At 47.5% G+C, this 22,445-nt stretch carries 17 protein-coding genes and 1 pseudogene; 6 read left to right on the top strand and 12 right to left on the bottom strand.

All coding sequences use genetic code 11. The features are described 5' to 3' along the window. Positions 1-36: 36 nt before the first annotated feature. Positions 37-963, bottom strand: coding sequence for a TauD/TfdA family dioxygenase (locus OCV37_RS04195; RefSeq protein ID WP_157635004.1), 927 nt, complete (start codon positions 961-963; stop codon positions 37-39). Positions 964-1,296: 333 nt separating this feature from the next. Here OCV37_RS04195 and OCV37_RS04190 point away from each other — a divergent pair, with 333 nt between their 5' ends. Beyond that, a complete protein-coding gene (locus OCV37_RS04190) occupies positions 1,297-3,561 on the top strand; it encodes a TonB-dependent siderophore receptor (RefSeq protein ID WP_038182268.1) in 2,265 nt (754 codons plus the stop codon). Between the two features lie 239 nt (positions 3,562-3,800). Continuing rightward, positions 3,801-4,496, top strand: coding sequence for a thioesterase II family protein (locus OCV37_RS04185; protein WP_038182270.1), 696 nt, complete (start codon positions 3,801-3,803; stop codon positions 4,494-4,496). Between the two features lie 13 nt (positions 4,497-4,509). Here OCV37_RS04185 and OCV37_RS04180 read toward each other — a convergent pair whose 3' ends face one another. The 9 genes and pseudogenes from OCV37_RS04180 to OCV37_RS04140 all read right to left on the bottom strand — a co-directional run bounded on the left by OCV37_RS04180 (position 4,510) and on the right by OCV37_RS04140 (position 15,722). Further along, a complete protein-coding gene (locus tag OCV37_RS04180) occupies positions 4,510-5,466 on the bottom strand; it encodes a transposase (RefSeq protein ID WP_038182272.1) in 957 nt (318 codons plus the stop codon). A gap of 290 nt (positions 5,467-5,756) precedes the next feature. Further along, positions 5,757-6,356, bottom strand: coding sequence for a nitroreductase family protein (locus tag OCV37_RS04175; protein WP_038182275.1), 600 nt, complete (start codon positions 6,354-6,356; stop codon positions 5,757-5,759). Continuing rightward, complete coding sequence (locus OCV37_RS04170) at positions 6,353-7,891, bottom strand: ATP-binding cassette domain-containing protein (protein WP_051680616.1); 1,539 nt, start codon at positions 7,889-7,891, stop codon at positions 6,353-6,355. The genes OCV37_RS04175 and OCV37_RS04170 overlap by 4 nt, the downstream gene beginning before the upstream one ends. A 193-nt stretch (positions 7,892-8,084) precedes the next feature. Continuing rightward, positions 8,085-9,056: pseudogene (locus tag OCV37_RS04165) on the bottom strand (ABC transporter permease subunit); the annotation flags it as partial. Then, on the bottom strand, positions 9,053-10,108 hold the full coding sequence (locus OCV37_RS04160) for an ABC transporter permease subunit (protein WP_038182277.1): 1,056 nt from the start codon (positions 10,106-10,108) through the stop codon (positions 9,053-9,055). The pseudogene OCV37_RS04165 and the gene OCV37_RS04160, both read right to left, overlap by 4 nt. Continuing rightward, positions 10,105-11,952 carry an extracellular solute-binding protein gene (locus tag OCV37_RS04155; RefSeq protein WP_084717476.1) on the bottom strand — a complete coding sequence of 616 codons (1,848 nt, stop codon included), beginning with the start codon at positions 11,950-11,952 and terminating at the stop codon, positions 10,105-10,107. Before OCV37_RS04155 ends, OCV37_RS04160 begins: the two co-directional genes overlap by 4 nt. Further along, positions 11,946-13,637 carry a cyclic peptide export ABC transporter gene (locus tag OCV37_RS04150; RefSeq protein WP_051680618.1) on the bottom strand — a complete coding sequence of 564 codons (1,692 nt, stop codon included), beginning with the start codon at positions 13,635-13,637 and terminating at the stop codon, positions 11,946-11,948. Before OCV37_RS04150 ends, OCV37_RS04155 begins: the two co-directional genes overlap by 7 nt. Positions 13,638-14,004: 367 nt before the next feature. Continuing rightward, the gene (locus OCV37_RS04145) at positions 14,005-14,433 is read right to left on the bottom strand and encodes a YbaN family protein (protein WP_051680621.1); all 429 of its coding nucleotides are present in this window, start codon (positions 14,431-14,433) and stop codon (positions 14,005-14,007) included. Positions 14,434-14,819: 386 nt separating this feature from the next. Continuing rightward, positions 14,820-15,722: a LysR family transcriptional regulator gene (locus OCV37_RS04140; RefSeq protein WP_038182280.1), complete on the bottom strand. Its 903-nt coding sequence runs from the start codon at positions 15,720-15,722 to the stop codon at positions 14,820-14,822. A gap of 275 nt (positions 15,723-15,997) precedes the next feature. Here OCV37_RS04140 and OCV37_RS04135 point away from each other — a divergent pair, with 275 nt between their 5' ends. The 4 genes from OCV37_RS04135 to OCV37_RS04120 all read left to right on the top strand — a co-directional run bounded on the left by OCV37_RS04135 (position 15,998) and on the right by OCV37_RS04120 (position 20,612). Further along, positions 15,998-17,461 (top strand): coniferyl aldehyde dehydrogenase, encoded by a 1,464-nt coding sequence (locus OCV37_RS04135; protein ID WP_084717477.1) that lies wholly within the window; start codon positions 15,998-16,000, stop codon positions 17,459-17,461. A gap of 56 nt (positions 17,462-17,517) precedes the next feature. After that, entirely contained in the window at positions 17,518-18,195 is a 678-nt protein-coding gene (locus OCV37_RS04130; protein ID WP_038182283.1) for a type 1 glutamine amidotransferase domain-containing protein, read from the top strand. Between the two features lie 205 nt (positions 18,196-18,400). Further along, a complete protein-coding gene (locus tag OCV37_RS04125) occupies positions 18,401-19,042 on the top strand; it encodes a hypothetical protein (protein WP_038182286.1) in 642 nt (213 codons plus the stop codon). Between the two features lie 268 nt (positions 19,043-19,310). Next, positions 19,311-20,612 (top strand): hypothetical protein, encoded by a 1,302-nt coding sequence (locus OCV37_RS04120; RefSeq protein ID WP_038182288.1) that lies wholly within the window; start codon positions 19,311-19,313, stop codon positions 20,610-20,612. An 88-nt stretch (positions 20,613-20,700) separates the two neighbouring features. Here OCV37_RS04120 and OCV37_RS04115 read toward each other — a convergent pair whose 3' ends face one another. Both OCV37_RS04115 and OCV37_RS04110 read right to left on the bottom strand, forming a co-directional pair. Continuing rightward, complete coding sequence (locus OCV37_RS04115) at positions 20,701-21,828, bottom strand: HNH endonuclease (protein ID WP_038182291.1); 1,128 nt, start codon at positions 21,826-21,828, stop codon at positions 20,701-20,703. An 11-nt stretch (positions 21,829-21,839) separates the two neighbouring features. Further along, positions 21,840-22,439, bottom strand: a complete 600-nt coding sequence (locus tag OCV37_RS04110) for a class I SAM-dependent methyltransferase (RefSeq protein WP_038182293.1) — start codon at positions 22,437-22,439, stop codon at positions 21,840-21,842. Positions 22,440-22,445: the final 6 nt, after the last annotated feature.

Raw genomic sequence — 22,445 nt, 5'->3', positions numbered from 1 at the left:
CGTTATATTTTCCTCACCTAGCGCTCAAAACAATGATTAGCAGTTTGGTTCTGCCATCGCGACAACCACTTTTCGCGGCCCGGTAAAACGGGATCGAGCATGGGCAACCAGCATGTTGTCTAACATCAGGACATCTCCCTGTTGCCACGGGAATTTCACCATGCACTCGTCTAATACCCCGCGAATTTCATCGAGAATGCCATCTTCTATCGGTGAGCCGTCACCGTAATAAACGTTCCGGGGGAGATCGTCTTCTCCGACAATCGATAACAGCGTTTCACGAATATGAGCTTCGAGATTGGAGACATGGAACAGATGTGCTTGATTGAACCAGACCATCTCCTGTGTCACCGGATGTCGGGCGACCGACTGACATACCTGACGGGTTCTCAGCTCACCATCGCCTTTCCAGGTAAAATCAATCTGATGGGCGCGACAAAACGCTTCGACCTGTTTGGGATCATTGGTGGCAAACACCTTTTCCCACGGCAGATCCAGCCCGTTACCATAGTTACGGACATACATCAGTTGTTTCTCTTCGAAGCGCTCACGGATGCGAGTCGGGATCCGACGATAGACTTCACGACTGTCAGCAATTGGCGTTTCACCTTCCGTCTCTGCCGGTTGGATACAGTGGAACCAGATTTTCATCGGCCAGTTGAGGGTATAAGCCTGTTCGTTATGGAGAGGAATAACCTGATGAGCAGGATATTCGGTGGTGGTATAGACCCCTTCCCCGAGGTCGGTGCGAGGCGTTGAGCCAAACTCATAATTAAGCAGCGGAAACCCGAATGATCGGGCAAAGGCTTGAAATTCCGCTTCCCCCAGAATATCAAATCCGCGGAATAGAATACCGCCATGCCGATGAAGGTGATCAGAAACAATCTGGTGCATCTTACTCAGATCTTGTCTCCATCCTTCTGAATTTTGCATGATGACTTTCAGGGGTAATTCAATGGCCATCGCAATATCTCCTCTTGTTATTTTGGGTCGGTTATCTCTGTACGGAAAACACATACACTTTATGGGGTATATGCATAAATGCTCTATGAAATAGAAAATAGAGCACCATCATAATCTAAATGATAGTGATATTGAAAATAATTATCATTAAAACTTTACAGTTGTATATAGAATTGTTTACATTTACTGACGCTCAATTTACATGCAACGGTGAGATAGCTATCTGTTGATAACTATGGAATTAATGGTGCTTCTATAGAAAGGACACACGGCATTGTCAGTAGTCAGATCGGTTATCTCGAATTACTTTCATCGGAAAAAGCAGTCATCAAAATGAATAAAATACCTTTAGCTCAAATCATTCGTGAATTGATCCACCCCCGTAATGTGTTAATGCTCGGATTCACCGCTTCTCCAGTTTTCGCCGCAACCAATGAAACCGATCAGGACAATGCAGATGTGATGGTCGTGACCGGCACCAGTATTAAACAAACGCTGACTTCCAATATTGCGCAGTCCACCATGCGGACTGAAGCTGACCTGACGGAAATTCCACGTTCAGCAGTGGTGCTTAACCGTGATTTGCTCGACCAGCAAAATGCGGTCGATATGAATGATGTGCTGAGTAACATCAGTAATGTTACCAAAGGAAATGACTACGGCGGGACTCGGGATGAATTCACGATCCGGGGATTTAAAGCCAGTGTTTACGAAGATGGTACCCGTGTGTATGGCTTGGCTTCAGATAAAGCTGTTTTGGAAGATATTGAATACGTCGAAGTCGTCAAAGGGCCGGAGTCGATTCTGTACGGCAACATGAATCCGGGCGGCCTGATTAACCTCATCGGCAAAAAACCGGAAGCAGAACAAAGCACTCAGCTCACGATGAACCTTGACGAGCATGGCAAGCGACGCCTCAGTATCGACACAACCGGTGCTGCTAACGAAGAGGGAACGCTGCTGTATCGCCTTGTCGGGGTCGCCGATGATTCCGAAGGATGGCGTGATGACTCCGACAGCAGACAAACCTATATCGCCCCCTCTTTAACCTGGATTGCTAACGAGGACACACGCCTTACCTTCTCGTATAAATACAACAAAGAAAAGGTCCCCTTTGACCGAGGCACCTTAGCCGTACTCAACTCATCCGGTGGTGACTGGCGATTCCTTGATATCGGCAGCAAACGTCTTGGGGCGGGATTCTCTTCACAAGAGAGAACCACACAGAAATGGGGACTCGATATCGAACATGACATTAATGATATCTGGACGACCCGACTGAAATTGCGTCATCAGAAACGAGATTATGACGGCACACGTGTGCATTTCTATGCCTCCTCGGCGGCTTCCCGAAGCAAAATAGCCGGTGTGACGATTTACGGCCAAGACCAGAACAAAAAGGTTTTCGACGGGACAATCAACCGTTATATCGGTGGTGAAAATACGTCAAGCCGGACCGATGTACTTTCTTGGGAAAACCAACTGGCCTTTGATATTGGTCAGACCTATCATCAAATCACCACAGGGGTCGATGCAACCCGCTATAAAGAAGATAAAACGACCAGCGTTTCTGCCAGCTGGAGTGGTTTACAAAGTGCAACAACAATCTATTCAAAACGTGTGCTAAAAACACCGAATCCGAATAGTGGTGCTTACGACTATAACTCAGACAATTTTACTAATGTGTCCGACCCCAATGACATGTTCAAGATCCAAGATGAATCCCAGACATTAACGGAGTACGGGATTTACCTGAATGATCTGATTGAGTACGGTGACTGGCACTTTGTTGCAGGCCTGCGCGCTGACCGTTATTCACGTAAGTATATCCAATCAACACTTCCATCATTTAAGGCAAGTGAGACAAAGGCTCCTTACGAAACGAACGTCAGTGGTCAGTTAGGCGCTTTATACAAGTTCACTGACAATGTTTCAGGCTTCTCAAACGTCGCAACCTCTTATATGCCCAACAATAAGTATGATTCGGTTGCGAATCATTGGGTGGATTCTCAAAAAGGGACTCAATATGAAGTTGGTACCAAACTGGCCCTATTGGATAAAAACCTTAATCTGACACTATCAACCTATCGGATTGATTTGGACAATGTCGCATATGCGGGGGATGTTACGGGTAGCTTCAATGTATATAAACAGCGTAGCCGCGGCTTTGAAATCGATGGTGATTACACCATTACCGATCAACTGACGGCTATCTTCTCTTACGGTTATACCGATGTTGAGTTTGTCAATGCACCGGATACAACCGCAAAACCAGTGAACGTGCCAGAGCACAATGCCAGCACCTGGTTGCTTTATGATATCAATGATCAATGGGGTGCGGGGACAGGCGTCGTTTATGTCGGAGAGCGCGCCGGTAACCAACGTCAAGGCTATGATTATACACTCGATGCGTACACACTAGTGAACATGACCGCTTGGTATCAACCAGCCTTTGCTGATAAAAAGCTGCGTGTCCAACTGAATGTCGCCAACCTGTTCGACAAAGACTACTACGCATCATCTTCTGATTCATCACAGAATGCGGTGTATCTGGGATCGCCCAGAACTGTATCGCTGAAAGCGAGTTATAAGTTCTGATGTTGTTATTGCATTGTTGAAAGTGCAAGGCCGTTTGGAGGACAGACGGCCTTTCTTTTGTCTTCTTGTCTCAGCGGGACGGACTTCTAAGTGGGACAGGCACTTTTGAAATTCTACGGTACTGGCGGGACAGTCGAACATAGCGCGACTGAACATTCGCAAGAACAGACTTTCGAATTTCTTAGTGGGACAGATGGGTTATTGAATGGATGCGTTATGGAATGATTTGAGGAAACAACATGGCAACACTGATATGTCTACCATCTTCTGGTAGTTCATCTTCACTCTACGCTGACTGGCGCACCCAACTTGCAGCGCACAATATCACACTTTATTGCCCTGAATATCCGGGGCGGGGACGACGATTTACTGATCCATTACCGACCAGTATTCCCGTGCTGGTGGATGATCTGATCCAACAACTCGGAGACCGTCTCTCCTCTCGTGAACCATACGCTCTATTTGGGCACAGTCTGGGCGGCCTGATTGCCTATGAACTTACTTTAAAAATCCAGCAAACATCAGGCCTTACATCACCACAAAGGTTGGTGATATCAGCCAGCCATGCACCTCACTTACGAGGAGAAAACCAGCTCAGAAGTGATCTTTCAGAGCAAGCGCTTATCGCTTTACTGCAAGAGATGGGAGGGATAAAACATGAAGTGTTTGAACATCCTGAACTACTTGAGCTTTTTTTACCGATTATCCGTTCGGATCTTGCCCTGAATGACAATTATAACCGGCAAGAGATTGAACCATTAATTTGCCCAATCACGACCATTCATGGCCTAAACGATCCGGTTGTCACCCAAGAGAAAGTCAAACAGTGGACTCGGTATACTTCTGACTACCAGCATTTGGACTGGCCAGGAGATCATTTCTATTTTCAGCAGAATTTGACGGCTTTTTTAGAGCGGTTGGTTCAACTGCTCTGAAAAGATAAGACATTCAAATCGTGATACCGTGTAGTCTTTGGCGATTCAACAAAGACTTCACATGCTGAAGACGTTGTTTGGGGCCAATCCATAGGCCTCGCTCTTTTTCAAGTCGGGAGTAAAGACCGAGGCTATCCATTTGGTTCAGAGATAAGCGACTGATAATACGAGGATGTTTGTGATCGATATATCCCGGTTTACCTTCACGTATTTGTCGTCCGATCCAATCCACCCATTCTATATAATCGATCAGACGAAATGGCACACCACTCGGTTGTTGCTGAGATCGATTTCCGATAAATGGCAACAAACCTGAAGGGGTCTCCTGATTATTCTCCAATGCGTCAAAACGTCGCTTGAACGACGTATATTCTGAGGTCTCTGGCGTTTCAGCAATATTGGCCCGGACAGGATTCAAATCGGTATACGTCATCGCTGCCAGTAAGGCCTTTTCATCTAACAGCGCCTGAGATTTGAATCGCCCCTCCCAAAAGTGCCCGCGACACTGATCCTCTTGGTTGGCCCTTAAAGCGATATGATAGTTCAGCTCTTTCATCAACCAACTGAGTGAATAAAGCCGTTCACGCCAAATTGCTATTAATTTCATACAAGCAGGATATTCAGACGCTGACAGTTGCCCAGTCAGATAGGATTGTATCAAGGGTGGGAATTGATGTTCTTGCCCCCATCTCGCAATCACTTCCCTTTCTGAAAGTTGCAGAGCTTTAGCACGATTGACATGGACAACCAAATGATAATGGTTACTCATCACCGCATAAGCGCAAATATCGATACAGTAAATTTTAGCCAAAGCCAAAATTCGCTGCTCAACCCAATGACGACGATGTTCATAAGAAATACCGGTGAATGGGTCATCACCGCAGAGGAAAGAGCGCCGAACACAGCGTGACACACAGTGGTAGTACGAAGTGATGTCAGGGGAAACGAGCTGTGTTCGGGCAATCGTCATAAAAATTCCGGTCGAAAAATGATGAAATCAGTCTGCCGCAAATCAGGATGTTGAAAAAGAGTCCTCTGACAAAGCTACGAGTGATATAACTTTTTTCGATGTAACTTTTATGTTGATAAAGAATGACATACTAACTGGATTTGAAGCATTGCTGGTTTATTGGGAGATTTATTTGGTGTGTCCTGATAAGTCCATAAAGTCGATAACATCCTTATGTCGTCTGTCCCGATAAAAATCTGCCTGTCCCCGGAATATCCCGTCAGTCCCCTCAATATCCCTATCTTTCCTTCTCAATCTTCGAAATATGGTGTTGGCTTTGCTGCTAATCCTTGCCATTCAAAGCAGTACGGGTTGGGTGATTGCCGCTCTACGGGGCGGACAGCGCGTGCTTTCGGGGTACCGACGGAGATGGCGCCAAGCACTTGGTCTTCCGGCTGCATGCCCAGAATAGGCTTCAGCTCGTCACCGGCCAAAAAGGTATACCAAAATCCGCCATAGCCCATCAGATGCAGCCCCGTCATGATATTTTGTACTGCGGCACCACCACATAACCACTGATCCCACAATGAAACATGATGCGCCGGTTTTAAGTCAGTCACTGCGATAATCATCATCGGGGTATTGGCAATCTCCTGACAGGAGCGCCGTGCCTTTTCGGTCAGTTCGCCATTCGGGAGCTGCCGACGATACATCTCTAAGGTCGCATCTGCCAGCATCTGCATTTTCTCGCCTTTGACAATCAAAAAACGCCAAGGCTTCAAATTACCGTGGTCTGGTGTGGTCATCACCAGTTCAAATAAATGATGGAGTTCTTGATCACTGGGTGCCGGATGGATGAGTTTCTTTCGTGCATAAGAACGTCTGGACAATAACGGTGCTAAAGATTTCATGATTCAATAACCTGTCGTGAGATGGGTGTTTCGTGCCAGTTTGCATCGGCAACATCGTCATGATGGGGCATATCGTGCCGGACAGAGCGCGCCTTCCCGGCCAATTGTCTGCCTTGAGATAAAACCAAATATTGATGACAGAGTGTGGCTAATAGCCCCTGATCATGGCTGATCACAATCAAGCTGAAATGTCGTTCGGCCTGTAAACGCTGAAGCAACGCAATAATATGCCGACGATTCACTTGATCCAGTGCCGTGGTCGGCTCATCCAGAATCAACAGTTTCGGAGACACAATCAGTGCTCTGGCAATCATCACGCGCTGCCTTTGCCCGCCAGATAGTTCATGGGGATAACGCGCCAGTAATGTCTCATCAAGACCAACATCTTGCATTGCTTGGCGGAGGTGTGGCTCAACATGATGAGTCTGCCCCTGATGCTGGGCCAGATAAGCATCTTTGAGAGACTGGAAAATCGTCAGACGCGGATTAAAACTGGATGTTGTATCCTGAAAGACAAACTGCATCTTCCCGCGTTGCGCGCGCAGTTCTTGGCGGGACAGACGCTGCCAGTCCATGCCATCAAATTCGATACTTCCCGTTGCAGGAATAAGCCTCAGTAAGGCTTTCGCCAGCGTTGATTTTCCGGCCCCACTCTCACCAATCACACCGAGATTTTCTCCCAGTGCCAATTCGAAATGAATGCCATCAATAATGTGTTTAACGGTCAGATGACTGACACGTAGCAACGGCGCAGAAACTACTGGCTCAGGCCGTTGGAATGACGGTCGCGCTAACAACATGCGTGTGTAGTCTTGCGTCGGAGCGGTAAAGATTTGTTCAGTCCTGCCCTGTTCAACAATCTCGCCTCGTTTCAGAACCACCACTTGATCAGCGATATCTCTGACTAATTGCAAATCATGAGAAATCAAGATCATCGCAATGTTCAGCTCTTGCTGTAAGCGTTTCAAAAGCCGCAAAATTTGCTGCTGAGTTTGCTCATCCAGTGCTGTTGACGGTTCATCGGCAATCAACAGCCGCGGGGAATTCGCGATAGCAATGGCAATCAGCAGACGCTGCCTTTGTCCACCAGACAACTGGTGCGGAAAGCGCTTGCGATGTTCAGGACGTAACCCGACCTGAAGCAGTAGCTCATCGATACGCTGACGAAGTTGCGAGGGAGACCGTTTGTGAGCAGGCTGATGTAATTGAATCGCTCGACTCAGTATCCATTCAGCGCGCTTGACCGGATTCAGCGCCGATAGCGGTTCCTGAGCCACCCGGCCGATAGCACTACCGCGCAACGTGCGCCATTGCTTATCAGTCAGAGCAGTCAGCTCCTGATGCTCAAAGAGAACCTCTCCGTCCTGAACACCATCCGTTGGAGCAAACCCCATCATCAGTTTAGATAACAGCGTCTTCCCGGCACCACTTTCCCCGACAATCGCAAGGGTCTCCCCCGCAGCCAGCTCAAAACTGACATCCTTTAACAATCGCTGAGAACCAATTGAGAATGAAAGATCATGACATTTCAGCATGCTTGTCTCCCCCTTTGATTTCGCTGCCAGACTTGCATGAGGTTAAACCGTTCGGGTGTCTGTCCTCGCAAGAATCAGCCCGAACTGAGGTGTCTGTCCCGGTAACATCTTTCGCCGCCGCCATATCCGTAAAAGCGTCTGTCCCCGTAACACCACTATTAGAGCCAACGTTGGAACTTCGTCTTGCGGCCAGTTCCTGAACCATCTCGCCAATCAAAACCACCGAGGTCACCAGCACTAAAATATAGGTGCATCCAATCATCCCCAGCCAAGGTGCCTGCAAATTATTTTTCCCCTGAGCCAGCAGCTCCCCGAGTGAAGGATAACCGGCAGGCAGCCCAAAACCGAGAAAGTCTAATGTGATCAGCGCACCGAGAGCCCCGGCAAAAATAAATGGCAGATTACTGATCAATGCAACGACAGCATTTGGCAGGATATGGATGAAAATAATTCGTCGGTCGGCAACGCCGGCAATGATTGCAGCCTGCACATAATCAAGCTGGCGAATTCTCAGGACTTCCGCCCGGACTTGCTGTGCCAAATGATGCCAACCTAACAGTGACAAAATCAGCAACAGTATCCAGGGGCCGGGCTGGACCAGACTCGCCATAATCATGACAATAAAAATAGCCGGAATCGCGCCCCAGATTTCAGTCACCCGCTGCCCGATCAGATCAATAACGCCGCCGAAGTATCCCTGACAAGCCCCAAAAAACAGGGCCAGACATGCAACAATCAAGGTCAGCCCCAGCGCAAACATCAGACTGATTTGTGTCCCGTAGAGAATCCGGGCCAGCACATCCCGTCCCTGATCATCCACCCCCAGCCAGTTTGTCGCGGAAGGTGGCGATGGAAAGCTGACATCGTAGTTAATGGTGTCGAAAGAAAAATGCACCGGAGGCCATAACCACCAGCCATGCCGGGTAATTTCTTTGGCAACGAACGCATCTTTATAGTCCGCTTCGGTATCGAAAAAACCGCCGAATTCGGTTTCAGGATATTCATGGATCAGCGGAAAGTACCACTGCCCCTGATACACAATCAGCAATGGTTTATCATTGGCCAGTAAGGGGGACAGACAACTGATGACGAAAATCATGGCAAGGAGCACTGCGGCTAACTTACCTCGCCGGACGACTTTAAACTGCTTCTGCTGCAACCTCATCCGTTCACCGCCTCAAACGTCATTCGCGGGTCAACCAGACGATACAAAATATCGCCCAGTAATGTCATGAGTAACCCGAGGAGTGAGTAAATATAAATGATCCCCAAGACCACCGGATAATCACGCTGCAACAGTGATTCAAATGCCAGTAACGCCACGCCGTCGAGTGAAAAGATGATTTCAACGAGCAAAGCTCCGCCGACAAATAACGCCAGTAAGTCGGCAGGGATCCGGGCAATCAGAACCAATAAACTGTTTGGCAAAACATGGCGGAATAAAACACTCTGTCGGCTTTCACCGATACTGAGGGCGGTTTCCACATAAGGCTGGTTGAGTTGATCAACCACGGAATTGCGCATCAAGACCGTAATCGGTGCCAGTCCGCCCGCCACGCAAGTCATCACTGGCAAGAAAATATGCCAAAGATAATCTTTTATCTGCGCCATCAGCGTCATCTGTTCAAACCCCGGAGAGACCAGCCCCCGCAGTGGAAACCAGTTAAACACACCGCCGCCGGCAAATAAAATCATCAACAAAATCGCAATAATGAAGGTCGGCAGAGCGACCGAGAGAAAAAGCACAAAACTGGTAGCGGCATCCAGCCATCCACCGCGATTCAGTGCTTTCCAGACACCGAGAGGAATCGCGATCACATAAGTAATCAACAAACTCCAAAAACCGATAGAAAAAGATGTCGGTAATTTGCTCCCGATTAACGCCGCCACGGACTTCCCGCTAAAATAACTCTTGCCGAGATCCAGCGTCAGGTAGTGCCATACAGTCTCGGTATAGCGTTGCCAGAGCGGCTGATCAAACCCGTACTGCCGGGCAATTTTCTCGCGCAACCGAGTGTCGATCTGCTGCCCGTCTAACTGCGTATTTTCACTGTCGAACAGCGACGCGGTGCCCGTATCCATTCCCCCCATTTTGGCAAGAACAGCATCAAGCGGCCCGCCGGGGAGCCACTGCAACAGAAAGAAATTCAGCGTCACAATCGTCAGCAAAGTCGGCACAATCAAACACAACCGTTTGACTACATATTGGCGCATCATGGGTGGGCGCTGTCCTGCTGTACTTTATTCCGACTGTCCCCGCTATTCCGACCGCTATTCCGACTGTCCCACCAAAATTCGATTTCATAACCATAGGCAGGATTCACTTTGGGCCGCTGAATATAATCCGCATGTGCGACGAGCTGGAAGTTACGGGCCCATAACGGCACAAAGTAATATTTCCATTTCAAGACGCGATCCAGTGCTCTGCCGTAAACTTCAGTTCTCTCATAACTGTCGGCGTGAACTAAATCGTTCACTAACGCATCAATCACCGGGTCATTAAATCCGGCAATATTGTTGCTGGTTGCGACATCCGCAAACGACGACAATAAAGCAGAACGGACTTCGGTATTGGGCGGAATGCGTACTTTGTATTGAATCGGTGTCATATCAAACTGACGCTGCATCAGCTGCTTATAGAATTCCGTACCGGTACGTACCGTCACCTGTCCTTCGATGCCCAACCGCTTCAGATTTTGCAAATAAGCGCCAAGGACGGGCTTCATCGCCGGAGACGGAACCAGAAAATGAATCACAAAGGGCTGATGATTGGCATCAACCAACCGACCCTGCTCAGTTTTCCAGCCAGCGGCTTCAAGCAGTTGCTTCGCTTTGATCAGGTTCGCCCGATCATTGCCTGAACCATCAGTGGTCGGCCAATGAAAGGTATCGGTGAACAAGGCGGGGGGTAATGCTTGCTTGAACGGTGCTAATACCGCCGTTTCTGAGGAAGATATGGGACCTTCAGCGGCGAGAAAACTATTGTTAAACAGACTTTCCGCACGCTGATATTTGCCCTGAAAGGCACGCTTATTCAGCCACTCAAAATCAAATGCATACGCCAGAGCTTCACGGGTTTTCGGGTTAGCAAACTTCTCTTCACGCAGGTTGAACAATAACGCGGTCACAAATGACGGTGCCTGATAATCAATCCTGTCTTTGACGACTGTCCCTGTATCGAATGCCTTGCCTTGATAGAGTTTTTGCCAGCGCGCCAGATTTGACTCGGCAATATAATTCACTTCCCCCGCAGCTAACGCTTGTACAGCGGCATTACGGTCCCGGAAATATTCGACACGAATCGTTTTGAAATTATATTTGCCACGATTGACCGCCAGATCTTTGCCCCAGTAATCATCGCGTAATTGATAAGTAATACTCCGCCCGGGGATCACCGAGGTAACCTGATAAGGGCCAGAACCGACGGGCTTCTCTAGTGACGGTTTGGTGAAGTCTTTTCCTTGCCAGACATGCTTTGGCAGGACAGGCAGATTACCGGAATTAAGGATCTGTAAACGGCTGCCTTGATCACCAAAATTAAACTTCACTTTTCGTGGTCCTAACACCTCGACCGACTGCACGCCCTGAAAACGGGATTTAATGTTACTCAGTCCCACGGTTTGAAACTGTTTAACAGAAAAGGCCACGTCTTCAGCCGTTACCGGTTGTCCGTCACTAAAACGGGCATTTTTTCTCAGCTGGTAGATCACCCATGAGTCATCATCAGCAATGGTGATCGTTTCCGCCAATGCGCCGTAGCGGGTTTTGATTTCATCTTTGTCATGACCGCGATCCGTCAGGCTGTCATAAAGCCAGAACAGGCCTCTGGGCTTGGTACCAAGATTAATAAATTGATGCAGTGAATCAAAACTGCCAATTTCCGCAATCACCAATTCCCCCTGCTTCGGCGCATTCGGGTTAGCGTAGGCAAAATGGTCAAAACTGGCAGGATATTTCGGCTGACCGTACAGGGAAACCGCGTGAGTCACTTCATCCGCCGAAACGGGCTGACAGAACCAACCCAACGTAAATATCAGGATACCCAGTGTTTTTCTCAGCATACGACGTCTTCCTTTTTATCTGAGGCGTTGTTCTCGGATTGAGATGACTGAGGTTGAGATGACTGACCATGAAGCGGCTCATCGTCCAGCATGATATGCCCTTGATCAATCCGGTAAATTTTGTCAGCCATATAGAAATAGTGATCATCATGCGTAATCGCAATGACTGTCTTCCCTCTTGCTTTCAGCTCAGGCAGTAACTCGGTATAAAAGACTTTGCGGAATGCCGGGTCCTGATCAGCCGCCCATTCATCCAGCAAGATAATGCTGCGATTCTCTAAATAAGCCAGCAGGAGTGCCAGACGTTTACGCTGCCCCTGAGACAGTTTGGTGGTACTCAACTCGCCCTCAGTGACCGTCACTTTCTGTTCCAACGACAGTGCTTTGAGATAATGCTCAACCAGTGCAGGATCGGGACTGTCCCCTGATTCATTAATCAGTTGTTTAAACAGATAGAAATCCGCAAAGACCACCGAGAAATGGCTGAGAAACCAATCGCGGTTTTCTTCATTGATCTCCTGACCGGCAAATACGATATTGCCGCCATGGGGCGTGTAAAGACCGGTGACCAACCGGGCACATGTTGATTTACCGCTGCCGTTCCCCCCGACCCAAAACACCAGCTCCCCCTGCTTCAGTTCAAAATCAATCGGGCCGACACCAAATCCGGGTTCACCGGATTCTGACGGGTATTGGTAGGTCACATTCTGCATGTGTAACGACTGCCAGCATGCTTCCTGCGCCGGCTGTTCGCCTACGGCGTCTGTCCCTTCATGCAATGCCAGTTGCTGTACTTTGGCATAAGCGACCGAACCTAAAATCAAAGCGGGTAATGAACCAATCATACCGGCCAGCGGAGAGCGTAAATACAAAATCGTCAGCGCAAAAGTGGTCAGCTGTTCTTTGGTTCCGACCCCAAATACACTGTGAATCAAAATAATCGAAGCAATCAGCAACAAAATAGAGGTATTGACCCAACTGCCGTTTAATACCGTATATCGATCTGCTTTAACTTCCAGCCCTAATGCCCGGCTGACAACCGGTTTTAAGCCATCGCTAAAGAAACTACTGCGACGCTGACGGCTGAGTTTCAACTCGTTACGCCCCAACAACAGACCCGAATAACGGTCATAGAGTTGGTCGTCGTTTTCCCGCACTTCACGCTTCAATTGTCTGGAGGCTGACATCAATTGCCGGGCAATCACCACCGCAAGAATAGTCATCACCAATGTACAAAGGAAAAATGGCAACGACAGTTGCAACAGATAGCCGTAACAACACAGCAGTACCGCAGCACCATAGACCACAAAAGGCAGGCTGTTAAACGCCTGACTAATCGACGTCACATCCTTAGTTAAAGCGGCCAGAATCGCCGGTTGCCCCAGTTGATCAATGCGCTCCACCGAGGTTTTTAACACTCGTTGAGACAGATGCAGTCGCAACCGATACACCACATGATGGCCCAAAGATGTCAGCATTGCCTGAGAGAAAAAACTTAAGCCAAATAACAGGAAAATCAAGACGAACAGTAAAGCGACATCCTGACCGGTAATCACATCCGCTGATGAGACGCGACTCATCATTGCAATCACCGCCACTCCGGCACCCGCACTCAAAGCACTTAACAGAATTGCCGTCAGAAACTTGAACGTGTTTCCCTTTAATAACGTCCACACTAATGTCATACAACACACCAGAAAACAAATAAGAATTATTAGCGTTCGTATTATGTACGAGTGTCTTATAAAAAGATAGAGAAGAAAGAATCAATTATGTGCAATTCATTGCCATTCATAACGAGGACAGGCGGCATAAGAAAGACCAACAGATGGGAGACCTTATGGGGACAGACGGAATTACAGGGACTGATATGGTAATTGTGATTACGAGGACAGACGCTAGACAGTGAATAACGTGATTGCGTGGACAGGCAGGATTACCGATTGATTGCGAGGACAGGCACAATGGGAAAACGAATACAAATAGGGAAAATAGCGGGGACAGACGCCACAATGCACAACCCCTAACATTGCAAGCTTTAATGCATGGAGCTTAATGTTCGTCCTGACTGAGATCCGGAGCTTCCGGCACTTTTTCCGGGCGTCTCCAGATATAGAAACTCCCGATCAACATACCCATGGTCGAGACTGCCACCCAGACGAAAGCCACTTTGTGCAACAACAAAATCAGCAGACAGACTGACATCGATAACGCTGACAAAATCTTATTCTTGCGGGAGATAACTTTGCCATTTTGCCAGTTCTCGATCATGTTGCGGAAAAAGGGCTTTGACATGAGAAAACGATGAATCGTCGGAGAACCTTTTGCCGAGGCCCACGCACATAAAATCACAAATTCTGTCGTGGGCAATCCCGGTAAAATCGCCCCGATAATTGCCAGAATCAGACTGATAACCGCAATCAGTTTATACACCCACAGATGTATGCCTGATGCCTTTTGTTGCTGTTGTTCTGTTGTCATTGCACTTACCGATATTCTCCGGGGGCAAACCCCATCACAGCCCAGAGCGGATGGGGAGGAAGAACAATGAATATCATTGCTCAGATGTTATCACGCATCATATCACGATTGATGCATGACTCACGACTCCCTTGGAGTGTCTGTCCCGCGAAGAAAATTATCTGTCTCCTCCCTCGACAAACCGACCTGTAAAATTTCCTAGAAAAAGTGCCTGTCCTTCCTAGAAAAAATTGAAAAAGCGCCTGTCCTCCTAACGGTCAGTCATTCTCACACCACATGGCAGATGCTTAAACCGTCTGCTTAAACCGTCTGTCCTTGTTAGAAAAATCTTAATCTGCCTGTCCTTTCTATTCCCTTTTATTCTGCCTGTCCTTTTTACTTTCTTTTTATTTTTTACTTGCATGCAACGGATTCAACAACCACAAAAGAGTCTGCCGTGCATGGGCAATGCGGGGTTGTCTCAAAGCACTGGGGGCCCATGCCATGTAATATTCCAAGCGGGTGTCAGCAACCGGAGCGATGATCCGCTGCAAATCTCCCTGTCGGATCTGTTCATGACACAAATAATCCGGCATAACTGTCCAGCCAAATCCCTGCATCAGTAAACGACGTAGCGCCCGTAAATCCTGACTCACCAACGCAGGGGGATGGTTGCCCAGATGAATGTTATTTTTCTTCATCCAGTGATCAATCACCGACAACTCAAGGTTGTACGTCAACATCGACTCATTGATCAGCGCCTGAGTCAAATCGTCTGCCTGTGCAATACGTGTAGCGACAGCGGGAGCAGCAACCGCCATCACAGGCACAGTCATCACAGTTTCGCTGCGCAGGCGCTTATCCGTCACCGGGTGAGCAGTAAATCCCAGATCGCAGTGCCCTTCCACCAGCATGTGATGAACTAAATCACCGTCACCGGCATGCATTCTGACCCGAATGTCCGATTGCAATAACGGCAGCAGACGCGGTGCAATCACCTCCGCCATAAAATCCGCATGGCCAATAATTTGCAACACCCCCTCCATATTGACGGATCTGGATCTCGCCTGTGCGAGTGCTGATTCAACGGCATCGAGCTTATCACCGATATCAACTGCCAATTCATCGGCAGCGGTGGTCGGTTCCACCCCGGAGGCTTCACGGGTAAATAACTTTCTCCCGACAGCCACCTCCAGCCCGGCGATATGCTGTGACACCGCCGGTTGAGTCAGATTCAAATTCCTTGCCGCAGCGCTGATCGATCGCTGGCGATAAACTTCGACAAAGGTTCTTAACCGGTTCAGAGACATTGACACTCCTGCGCTTCAAAGAAAGCCATAAAAATATTTATACCCATCCTAAAATAACCTTGTTAGCCCCATCACGCCACTCTCATATATGCTTTTTTACCGAAAGCACAGCAGTCGAATCACATCATTGGCTGTCTTTATCATGGGTTGTATGAATCCATACGTTTTATTCACTGAGGCGTTTTATTAACCAATCGGTTGAATGAACGAATATTACAGCCAACGAATTCAGCACTGCATTCAACCAACAAGGTTAGCTTTATTAAGGAGTTTATATGTCTGTTCAAACATCATCCGCTCAAGTGGCCGCAGCGAATCTCGATTCTGCTGATACATCATCTTTTAATGAGATGAACTCAATTCTCAGCAGCATGAAACGGGCGCATCTCAAATCTGGCCCTGCCGATGCCGAGTTACGTCAGGACCGCCTCCTACGGTCGATTCGATTACTGAAGGAGAACCACGTAGCACTGGCACAAGCGATGAGTGAAGACTTTGGACACCGCAGCACTTATCAGTCGATGCTGGCCGACATCGTGACCTCAGTACGGGCACTGCAATATGCGGCCGAGCATGTGGCAGAATGGATGACCGCCGAAACCATCGATGCAGACCAAGGAATGCAGGCGCGAATCCAGCCGCAGCCACTGGGCGTCGTTGGCGTCATCAGTCCGTGGAATTTTCCGCTGAACCTGTCATTCGGCCCGCTGGCGGGAATTTTTTCAGCCGGTAATACCGTGATGCTGAAACCTTCCGAACTGACGCCAAAAACATCCGAACTGATTGCGGAACTGGTGGGACGTTACTTTGACCCGATGGAATTTGTCGTGGTACTGGGTGACAGCAAAATCGCAGCGCAATTCAGTTCATTACCGTTCGATCACCTGCTCTTTACCGGCAGCACGGCAGTCGGTAAAAAAGTGATGCGTGCCGCCTCAGAAAATCTGGTGCCGGTCACGCTCGAACTCGGCGGTAAATCTCCGGTTGTCATCGCCCCCGATGCAGATTTGTCGACCGCGATGACTCGCACCTTGGCGATTAAAGCATTTAACGCCGGTCAGATTTGTCTTTCGCCAGATTATGTTTTATTGCCTCAAGGGAAAGAGGAATCGCTGATTGATGCCGCGCAGCAGGCAATTCGCCACAGCTTCCCAACCATGCAGGCGAACCCGGACTACACATCAATCGTTAACGAGCGACACTATCAGCGCTTGATTGACTTACTTGACGATGCGCAGCGAAAAGGTGCACGGGTCATCAGTCTCGCCCCTGCAGGAGAAGTCGCTTTTGATCAAAGCAGCCGCAAAATAGCTCCCCATCTGGTTCTGGATGTCACCGATGAGATGGCCATCATGCAAGAAGAGATATTCGGCCCGCTGCTCCCGGTCAAAACCTACCATGAGTTAGGCGATGCCATTGACTATATCAATCAGCATCCTCGTCCGCTGGCAGCGTACTACTTCGGCGAGAGTCAGACACAACAAGCCCAGTTTGCCAGTCAAACCACCTCAGGCGGGCTGGTCATCAATGATGTGATGACACACGTAACCATTGAAGAACTCCCATTTGGTGGTGTTGGTGCATCCGGGATTGGCGCGTATCATGGGATCCACGGATTCCGTCGCTTTACCCATGCCAAACCAATAGTTATCCAAAGTAAAGAAGGCGCATCCAGCCAGCGTATCCGTGCGCCCTATGCCGATAAAATGGCACAACTGGAAGCATTTTTGAGTCAATAAACCCGAGCAATGACTCACCACATATCAACAACAAAGACTTGAAAAGGAAGAAAATAATGAAGATTTTAATGGTACTGACCTCACACAGTGAACTTGGCAACACCGGTGAAAAAACCGGCTTCTGGCTCGAAGAATTTGCTGCCCCCTACTACAGCTTCCTCGATGCAGGTGCTGAAGTCGTACTGGCTTCACCGGAAGGCGGGCAGCCGCCACTTGATCCGAAAAGCGATCTGGCTGATTTCCAGACAGCGCAGACAGAACGTTTTAAAGCAGATCCGGCGGCACAAAAAGCCCTTGCCAATACCGTCAAACTGGCCAGCGTCAAACAACAAGATTTTGATGCAGTCTTCTACCCGGGCGGACACGGCCCGCTGTGGGATCTGACCAACTCACAAGATTCAATCAAACTGATTGAAAGCTTCGAGCGTGCCAACAAACCGATCAGCTTTGTCTGTCATGCACCGGGCGTTCTGCGTCATGTCAAAGCAGCCGACGGAACCCCGCTGATTCAAGGTCGCAAAGTCACTGGCTTTACTAACAATGAAGAAGCTGGCGTACAACTGACTGACGTGGTGCCGTTTTTGATCGAAGATGAATTCAAAGCACTGGGCGGCCTGTATGAGAAAGGCGATGACTGGGCACCTTATGTGGTTGAAGATGGTCTGCTGATCACCGGCCAGAACCCAGCCAGCTCAGAAGCGGTTGCGCAAGCGCTGTTAAAAAAACTCGCATAAGCCGCAATTGAGCGGATGACGCTCAAACAAAATCCACTGTCTATCAAACGATACTGTTTCGGCCTGCTCAGGAATGAGCAGGTCTTTTTTATTGTGTTGACCAACGCTCACTTTTTTCACGCTATCCCTTTAATTTATATAATAAAGTTATCAATTATGGTATAAGCCAACTGAATAAAAATATGGTTCAGATCAGGAAATAAACATGAAACAATTTATTGCAACGATTGCCGGGCTCTCTTTACTCTCAGGTTGTGCGACCATCAAGCCCAGCGCTACATGGATGTATCGGAATCAACCAGCAACCGCCGAACAAATCGCCCAATCGAAACAAGACTGTGGCTGGAAATCAGATCTCAGCAAACTATATGACACCTATCAAAAAGAATCTCTGTCGGAAGCAGAACAAATAAACCGCACAGATCAAATGTTCAAGCAGAAAATGACCTGTATGGCCACCAAAGGCTATTCGGTCAAAACCATTTCAGGCACAGACCATAGCATCAATGCCCGTTTAAGCATGACAGCACAGAAAATGAATCTGCTACTCCCGATATTCATAAACAACGCGATAATATTAGATAAATTAGAAACTGGTGATAAAGAACTACGGTTTAAATATACCATCCTTAACCGGAAATTATCAGCGCTTGCTCCCCATGCATTGACCAAAACAATGAGAGCAATGATCACCAGAGATAACTGCCACAATCTTTACTCCGAACAATTTATTACTCACCACATTCCTACAGTGCATATTTTTCGAGATAAACAGGGGAAAGAAATCAGCTCAATTAAACTATTTTGGGAAGACTGCCAACCCCCTTTAGCTCACAAAGTACGATAAAAACGCAAAACAACTCAGTCAGGAAAAAATTAAAAACATCAAGTCGATAATAGCGAAGGAGCTATGTTCATTACCCAATATCGAGTTACACCGATGCCATGATGACCACACCAAAAAATATAATTTCTTTAAAAATCATCAAATAATAGCAACATTCCTATTGATATACCGAACATTCGATTTATTATGAACCCTCTTTTGATGGGTAGCGTTCAATGCAAACATTGAAAAAATCAATCTGCCTTTAACAATATGTTGGAAATACGGTATGAATTTAAATCGAAAAAAAAACAATTCTCTTTTAAAGAGTAAAACATTGCTAAAAAGCGGGCAGCGTTTATTGGCCAAATCATGCTTCTTATTTTTGATTGGCTTCTCTTATTCAGCGATTGAAAATAACGCGCATGCTTTCGGCCTTGGCGATGTTGTCAAAGTCGGCGGTGATCTGGTTGATTCAGCGATGAAGAAACAAGACGAAAAAGAAAAAAAAGAACAAGAGCAAAAACAGAAGATATTACAAGATGCCAGAAACTATGCCGACCCGATACTAAAACGATATAAACATGTTTCTGGCTATCATGGCATTAAAATTTCCCACGACACCCAAACACTCTATAGCGACCTGAAATATGTTTACAGTGGCGATGATGCTGACAAAATTCGTCAGGCTGCGAAAAAGCTTGATGAGAACCTGAGCCCTTACCAGTCACAAATTAACCGTATCGAACAACAGAAAAAGGCACAAAAAGAGAAAGAAAGACAACAACGTCTTGCTGCTGAGAAAAAACGTCAGGAAGAAATGCAAAAGCAAGCAGCAGCTGAAAAAGCGGCGACGACACCTCAAAAAAAACCTATATCAGATATTGAAAGAGAATCACAAGAAAGACTAAAACGTTTTAATGAAGAGTCAGCAAAAAGACAAGCTCATGATGAAGAAATGAGAAAACAGAGAGAGCTTAAATTAATACAAGATGCAGAACGCCAACAAGCAGAACAAGAACGCCAACAAGCGGAGCAAGATAAAGAAAATGAAAAGAACAGGCAATATTTTATAACTGAATTGAAAAAAAGAAGAATATTCGATGACAAACTATCTAAATATTCCGAGCTGTATCCGTTATCTCAACTCCAATTAGCTGTCGCTTCTTACAGTGGTCGCATGGAATACAAAAAAGCGACAAGCGAATTGGCACGAGGTGCCACCCGTGGACAACGTAAGAGTTTACTATGTGGTCTCCAAGGCAAACACTACGATTGGATCGGTAAGGTCACAGAGCTGACAACCAATAGTGAAGGGAAAGGAGTGCTCGCTGTGAAGTTCGGTGAACATATGTACCTGACAACCGCCAATAATGTTTTTAGTGATATTGGTGTAAACAGTTTGCTCGACCCTAGCAGTGAGATATTCCAGTCTGCACTCACACTAAGCCGTGGTGACATTATTCGGTTTGATGGCTACTTATTCTCAAGTCAAAACGACTGTGTTCGAGAATTCAGTGCCACATTGAGAGGCAGCATGACAGAACCTAACTACCTGTTTAAATTTATTCACGTAGAAAAAATCAACTAATATATTGTTGGTCAACAAACGTAGTAGAACCTGCCCATTTGTGGGCAGGTTTTTTATTCTCTGTATATATCATTGAAAACAAATCGGTTCAGACCCCTTTAAACAACTCAACCCGATGATAATCGAGATATTTCCGGTGCTCCCGATGCAGAGTACAGTGCATGTCTGCGTGGATGCCGAGGGTTGTCGGGGATTGGAGCTGCCCGGAGATCATGATCCGGCCATTCGCCTCAAATGAAATAAAACCGAGATCGAAAGCTTTATCGAGATTGGCAAGCAGCAACAAACCGTTGAATTTATCCAATCGCTCTTCGTTCGTCGAATATCGCCAAGGCTTGATGTGTGAAGCAACCAACAATTGGGTATTCGGATAACGAGTCACGGCACAGCCCTGCCACAGATCAATCAACTGCCTGCGGTAACTTCCCTGCCCCATACGGGTATTCATCAGAATTTTCTTTTCCGTCGTTGTCAGGCGTGGATCACTCATGATTTGATTGACATCATCCTGAAGATCAACCTGATTCAAATCCTTCAGAAAGAGCAGATAAGATTCAATCACTTGGGAAAACAGTGGATGATGACGAGAATCAGCAACTTGCCCTTGTTGAGATACCTTAAATTGAAGGGCCAGCGCATGAAAATCGCGGAATGATTTGATGTCAAACACGGCATGCTCAATGCCTAATTGCTGTTGCAGCCAAAGGGATAAATCGTGTTCAATCACCCGGCAATATTCGCGAATCGTGTTTTGCGTATGTCCGGTATCAGCCAACCACTGCTGATACAGAAAAGCCAGATCGGACAAGTTATGATTGAGCGCTTCTCTGAGATCATGATTGGTGATGCGGCTTTGCATATATTCAAACAACGCATCATCAAGGGTGACATGAGAAATCGCTTTTTTGGAGTAACGTTTTACCGTCGCAGGGTCAATGCCGGGATTGTAGACAACATGCCAGAAGCCTTCACTTTTCAGGTGAAAGTACGGATTCTCCGGGGTATCTTTATCGGTATCGCTGCGACGCTGATTAAAATAGTGGCTGAACGCCGTTTTCAGTGTGTCATCGAGATCAATCCGGTTGGTTGCAATGGTACCGTTCTCAATCAACTCAATCACCGCCAGCAGCATACACACCTTATGCGGGCTTTTATGCTGGCCTTTGGTATTCATATTCAGATTGCGAAACATCTCGCAGTAGTCATCCAACAACATGAATTATCCTTTCAGGCTTTTCCTTGCGACAAAACCACCGTTTGCCAGCAAATATCTTGTCGTTTGAGACTGTCATCTTGTCGGGATGAAATCAAGCGTGGCGTCAGTCCGACGCCTTCTGCCTGAGCAATCAATTCGTCGTCAGACAACAGATAAGTCACTCTTTCATCGGCAAAATCACCATAGCGTAAAGAGATCACCAAACGCCCACCGGGTACCAGCAACGCCGCCAGATGCCCCAACGCCAACTGACGTTGTGCCGAGGTTAAATGCATCCACACCGCACTGACCAGAATCACATCGAATTGCCGTTTGCGTTCAGCAAGCTGCGATAACTCAGGCAGTGCGTCATCCAGCCATTCAACCGAGTTTCCGGTCAACCGTTCACCTTCCGCCCGCATCTGCGCCACCGGCTCCGCCGCCAACACCACACAACCTTGCGCCGCCATCCAAAACGCGTCCCTCCCGGAACCAGCCCCGACATCCAACACCACCTCACCTTTCTCCGGCCAGAAGTGCTTCCAACTTGCATGCACTTGTTCGAAGCTGAGGGTGTTGTATTGGGTTGCGAGAGATTGGGCGTTTTTTTGGTAGAAGGGGGAATTCGGCATAAGACT

The sequence above is a fragment of the Vibrio rhizosphaerae genome (assembly GCF_024347095.1).
Classification (GTDB): Bacteria; Pseudomonadota; Gammaproteobacteria; order Enterobacterales; family Vibrionaceae; genus Vibrio; species Vibrio rhizosphaerae.
Note: the sequence above shows the minus strand (reverse complement) of the source record. Positions and strands in the feature narration are given on the sequence as shown.

Coding starts and splice junctions, on each gene's coding strand:
- OCV37_RS04195 (WP_157635004.1), bottom strand. CDS start 963: ATGGCCATTGAATTACCCCTGAAAGTCATCATGCAAAATTCAGAAGGA.
- OCV37_RS04190 (WP_038182268.1), top strand. CDS start 1,297: ATGAATAAAATACCTTTAGCTCAAATCATTCGTGAATTGATCCACCCC.
- OCV37_RS04185 (WP_038182270.1), top strand. CDS start 3,801: ATGGCAACACTGATATGTCTACCATCTTCTGGTAGTTCATCTTCACTC.
- OCV37_RS04180 (WP_038182272.1), bottom strand. CDS start 5,466: ATGACGATTGCCCGAACACAGCTCGTTTCCCCTGACATCACTTCGTAC.
- OCV37_RS04175 (WP_038182275.1), bottom strand. CDS start 6,356: ATGAAATCTTTAGCACCGTTATTGTCCAGACGTTCTTATGCACGAAAG.
- OCV37_RS04170 (WP_051680616.1), bottom strand. CDS start 7,891: ATGCTGAAATGTCATGATCTTTCATTCTCAATTGGTTCTCAGCGATTG.
- OCV37_RS04160 (WP_038182277.1), bottom strand. CDS start 10,108: ATGATGCGCCAATATGTAGTCAAACGGTTGTGTTTGATTGTGCCGACT.
- OCV37_RS04155 (WP_084717476.1), bottom strand. CDS start 11,952: ATGCTGAGAAAAACACTGGGTATCCTGATATTTACGTTGGGTTGGTTC.
- OCV37_RS04150 (WP_051680618.1), bottom strand. CDS start 13,637: ATGACATTAGTGTGGACGTTATTAAAGGGAAACACGTTCAAGTTTCTG.
- OCV37_RS04145 (WP_051680621.1), bottom strand. CDS start 14,433: ATGACAACAGAACAACAGCAACAAAAGGCATCAGGCATACATCTGTGG.
- OCV37_RS04140 (WP_038182280.1), bottom strand. CDS start 15,722: ATGTCTCTGAACCGGTTAAGAACCTTTGTCGAAGTTTATCGCCAGCGA.
- OCV37_RS04135 (WP_084717477.1), top strand. CDS start 15,998: ATGTCTGTTCAAACATCATCCGCTCAAGTGGCCGCAGCGAATCTCGAT.
- OCV37_RS04130 (WP_038182283.1), top strand. CDS start 17,518: ATGAAGATTTTAATGGTACTGACCTCACACAGTGAACTTGGCAACACC.
- OCV37_RS04125 (WP_038182286.1), top strand. CDS start 18,401: ATGAAACAATTTATTGCAACGATTGCCGGGCTCTCTTTACTCTCAGGT.
- OCV37_RS04120 (WP_038182288.1), top strand. CDS start 19,311: ATGAATTTAAATCGAAAAAAAAACAATTCTCTTTTAAAGAGTAAAACA.
- OCV37_RS04115 (WP_038182291.1), bottom strand. CDS start 21,828: ATGTTGTTGGATGACTACTGCGAGATGTTTCGCAATCTGAATATGAAT.
- OCV37_RS04110 (WP_038182293.1), bottom strand. CDS start 22,439: ATGCCGAATTCCCCCTTCTACCAAAAAAACGCCCAATCTCTCGCAACC.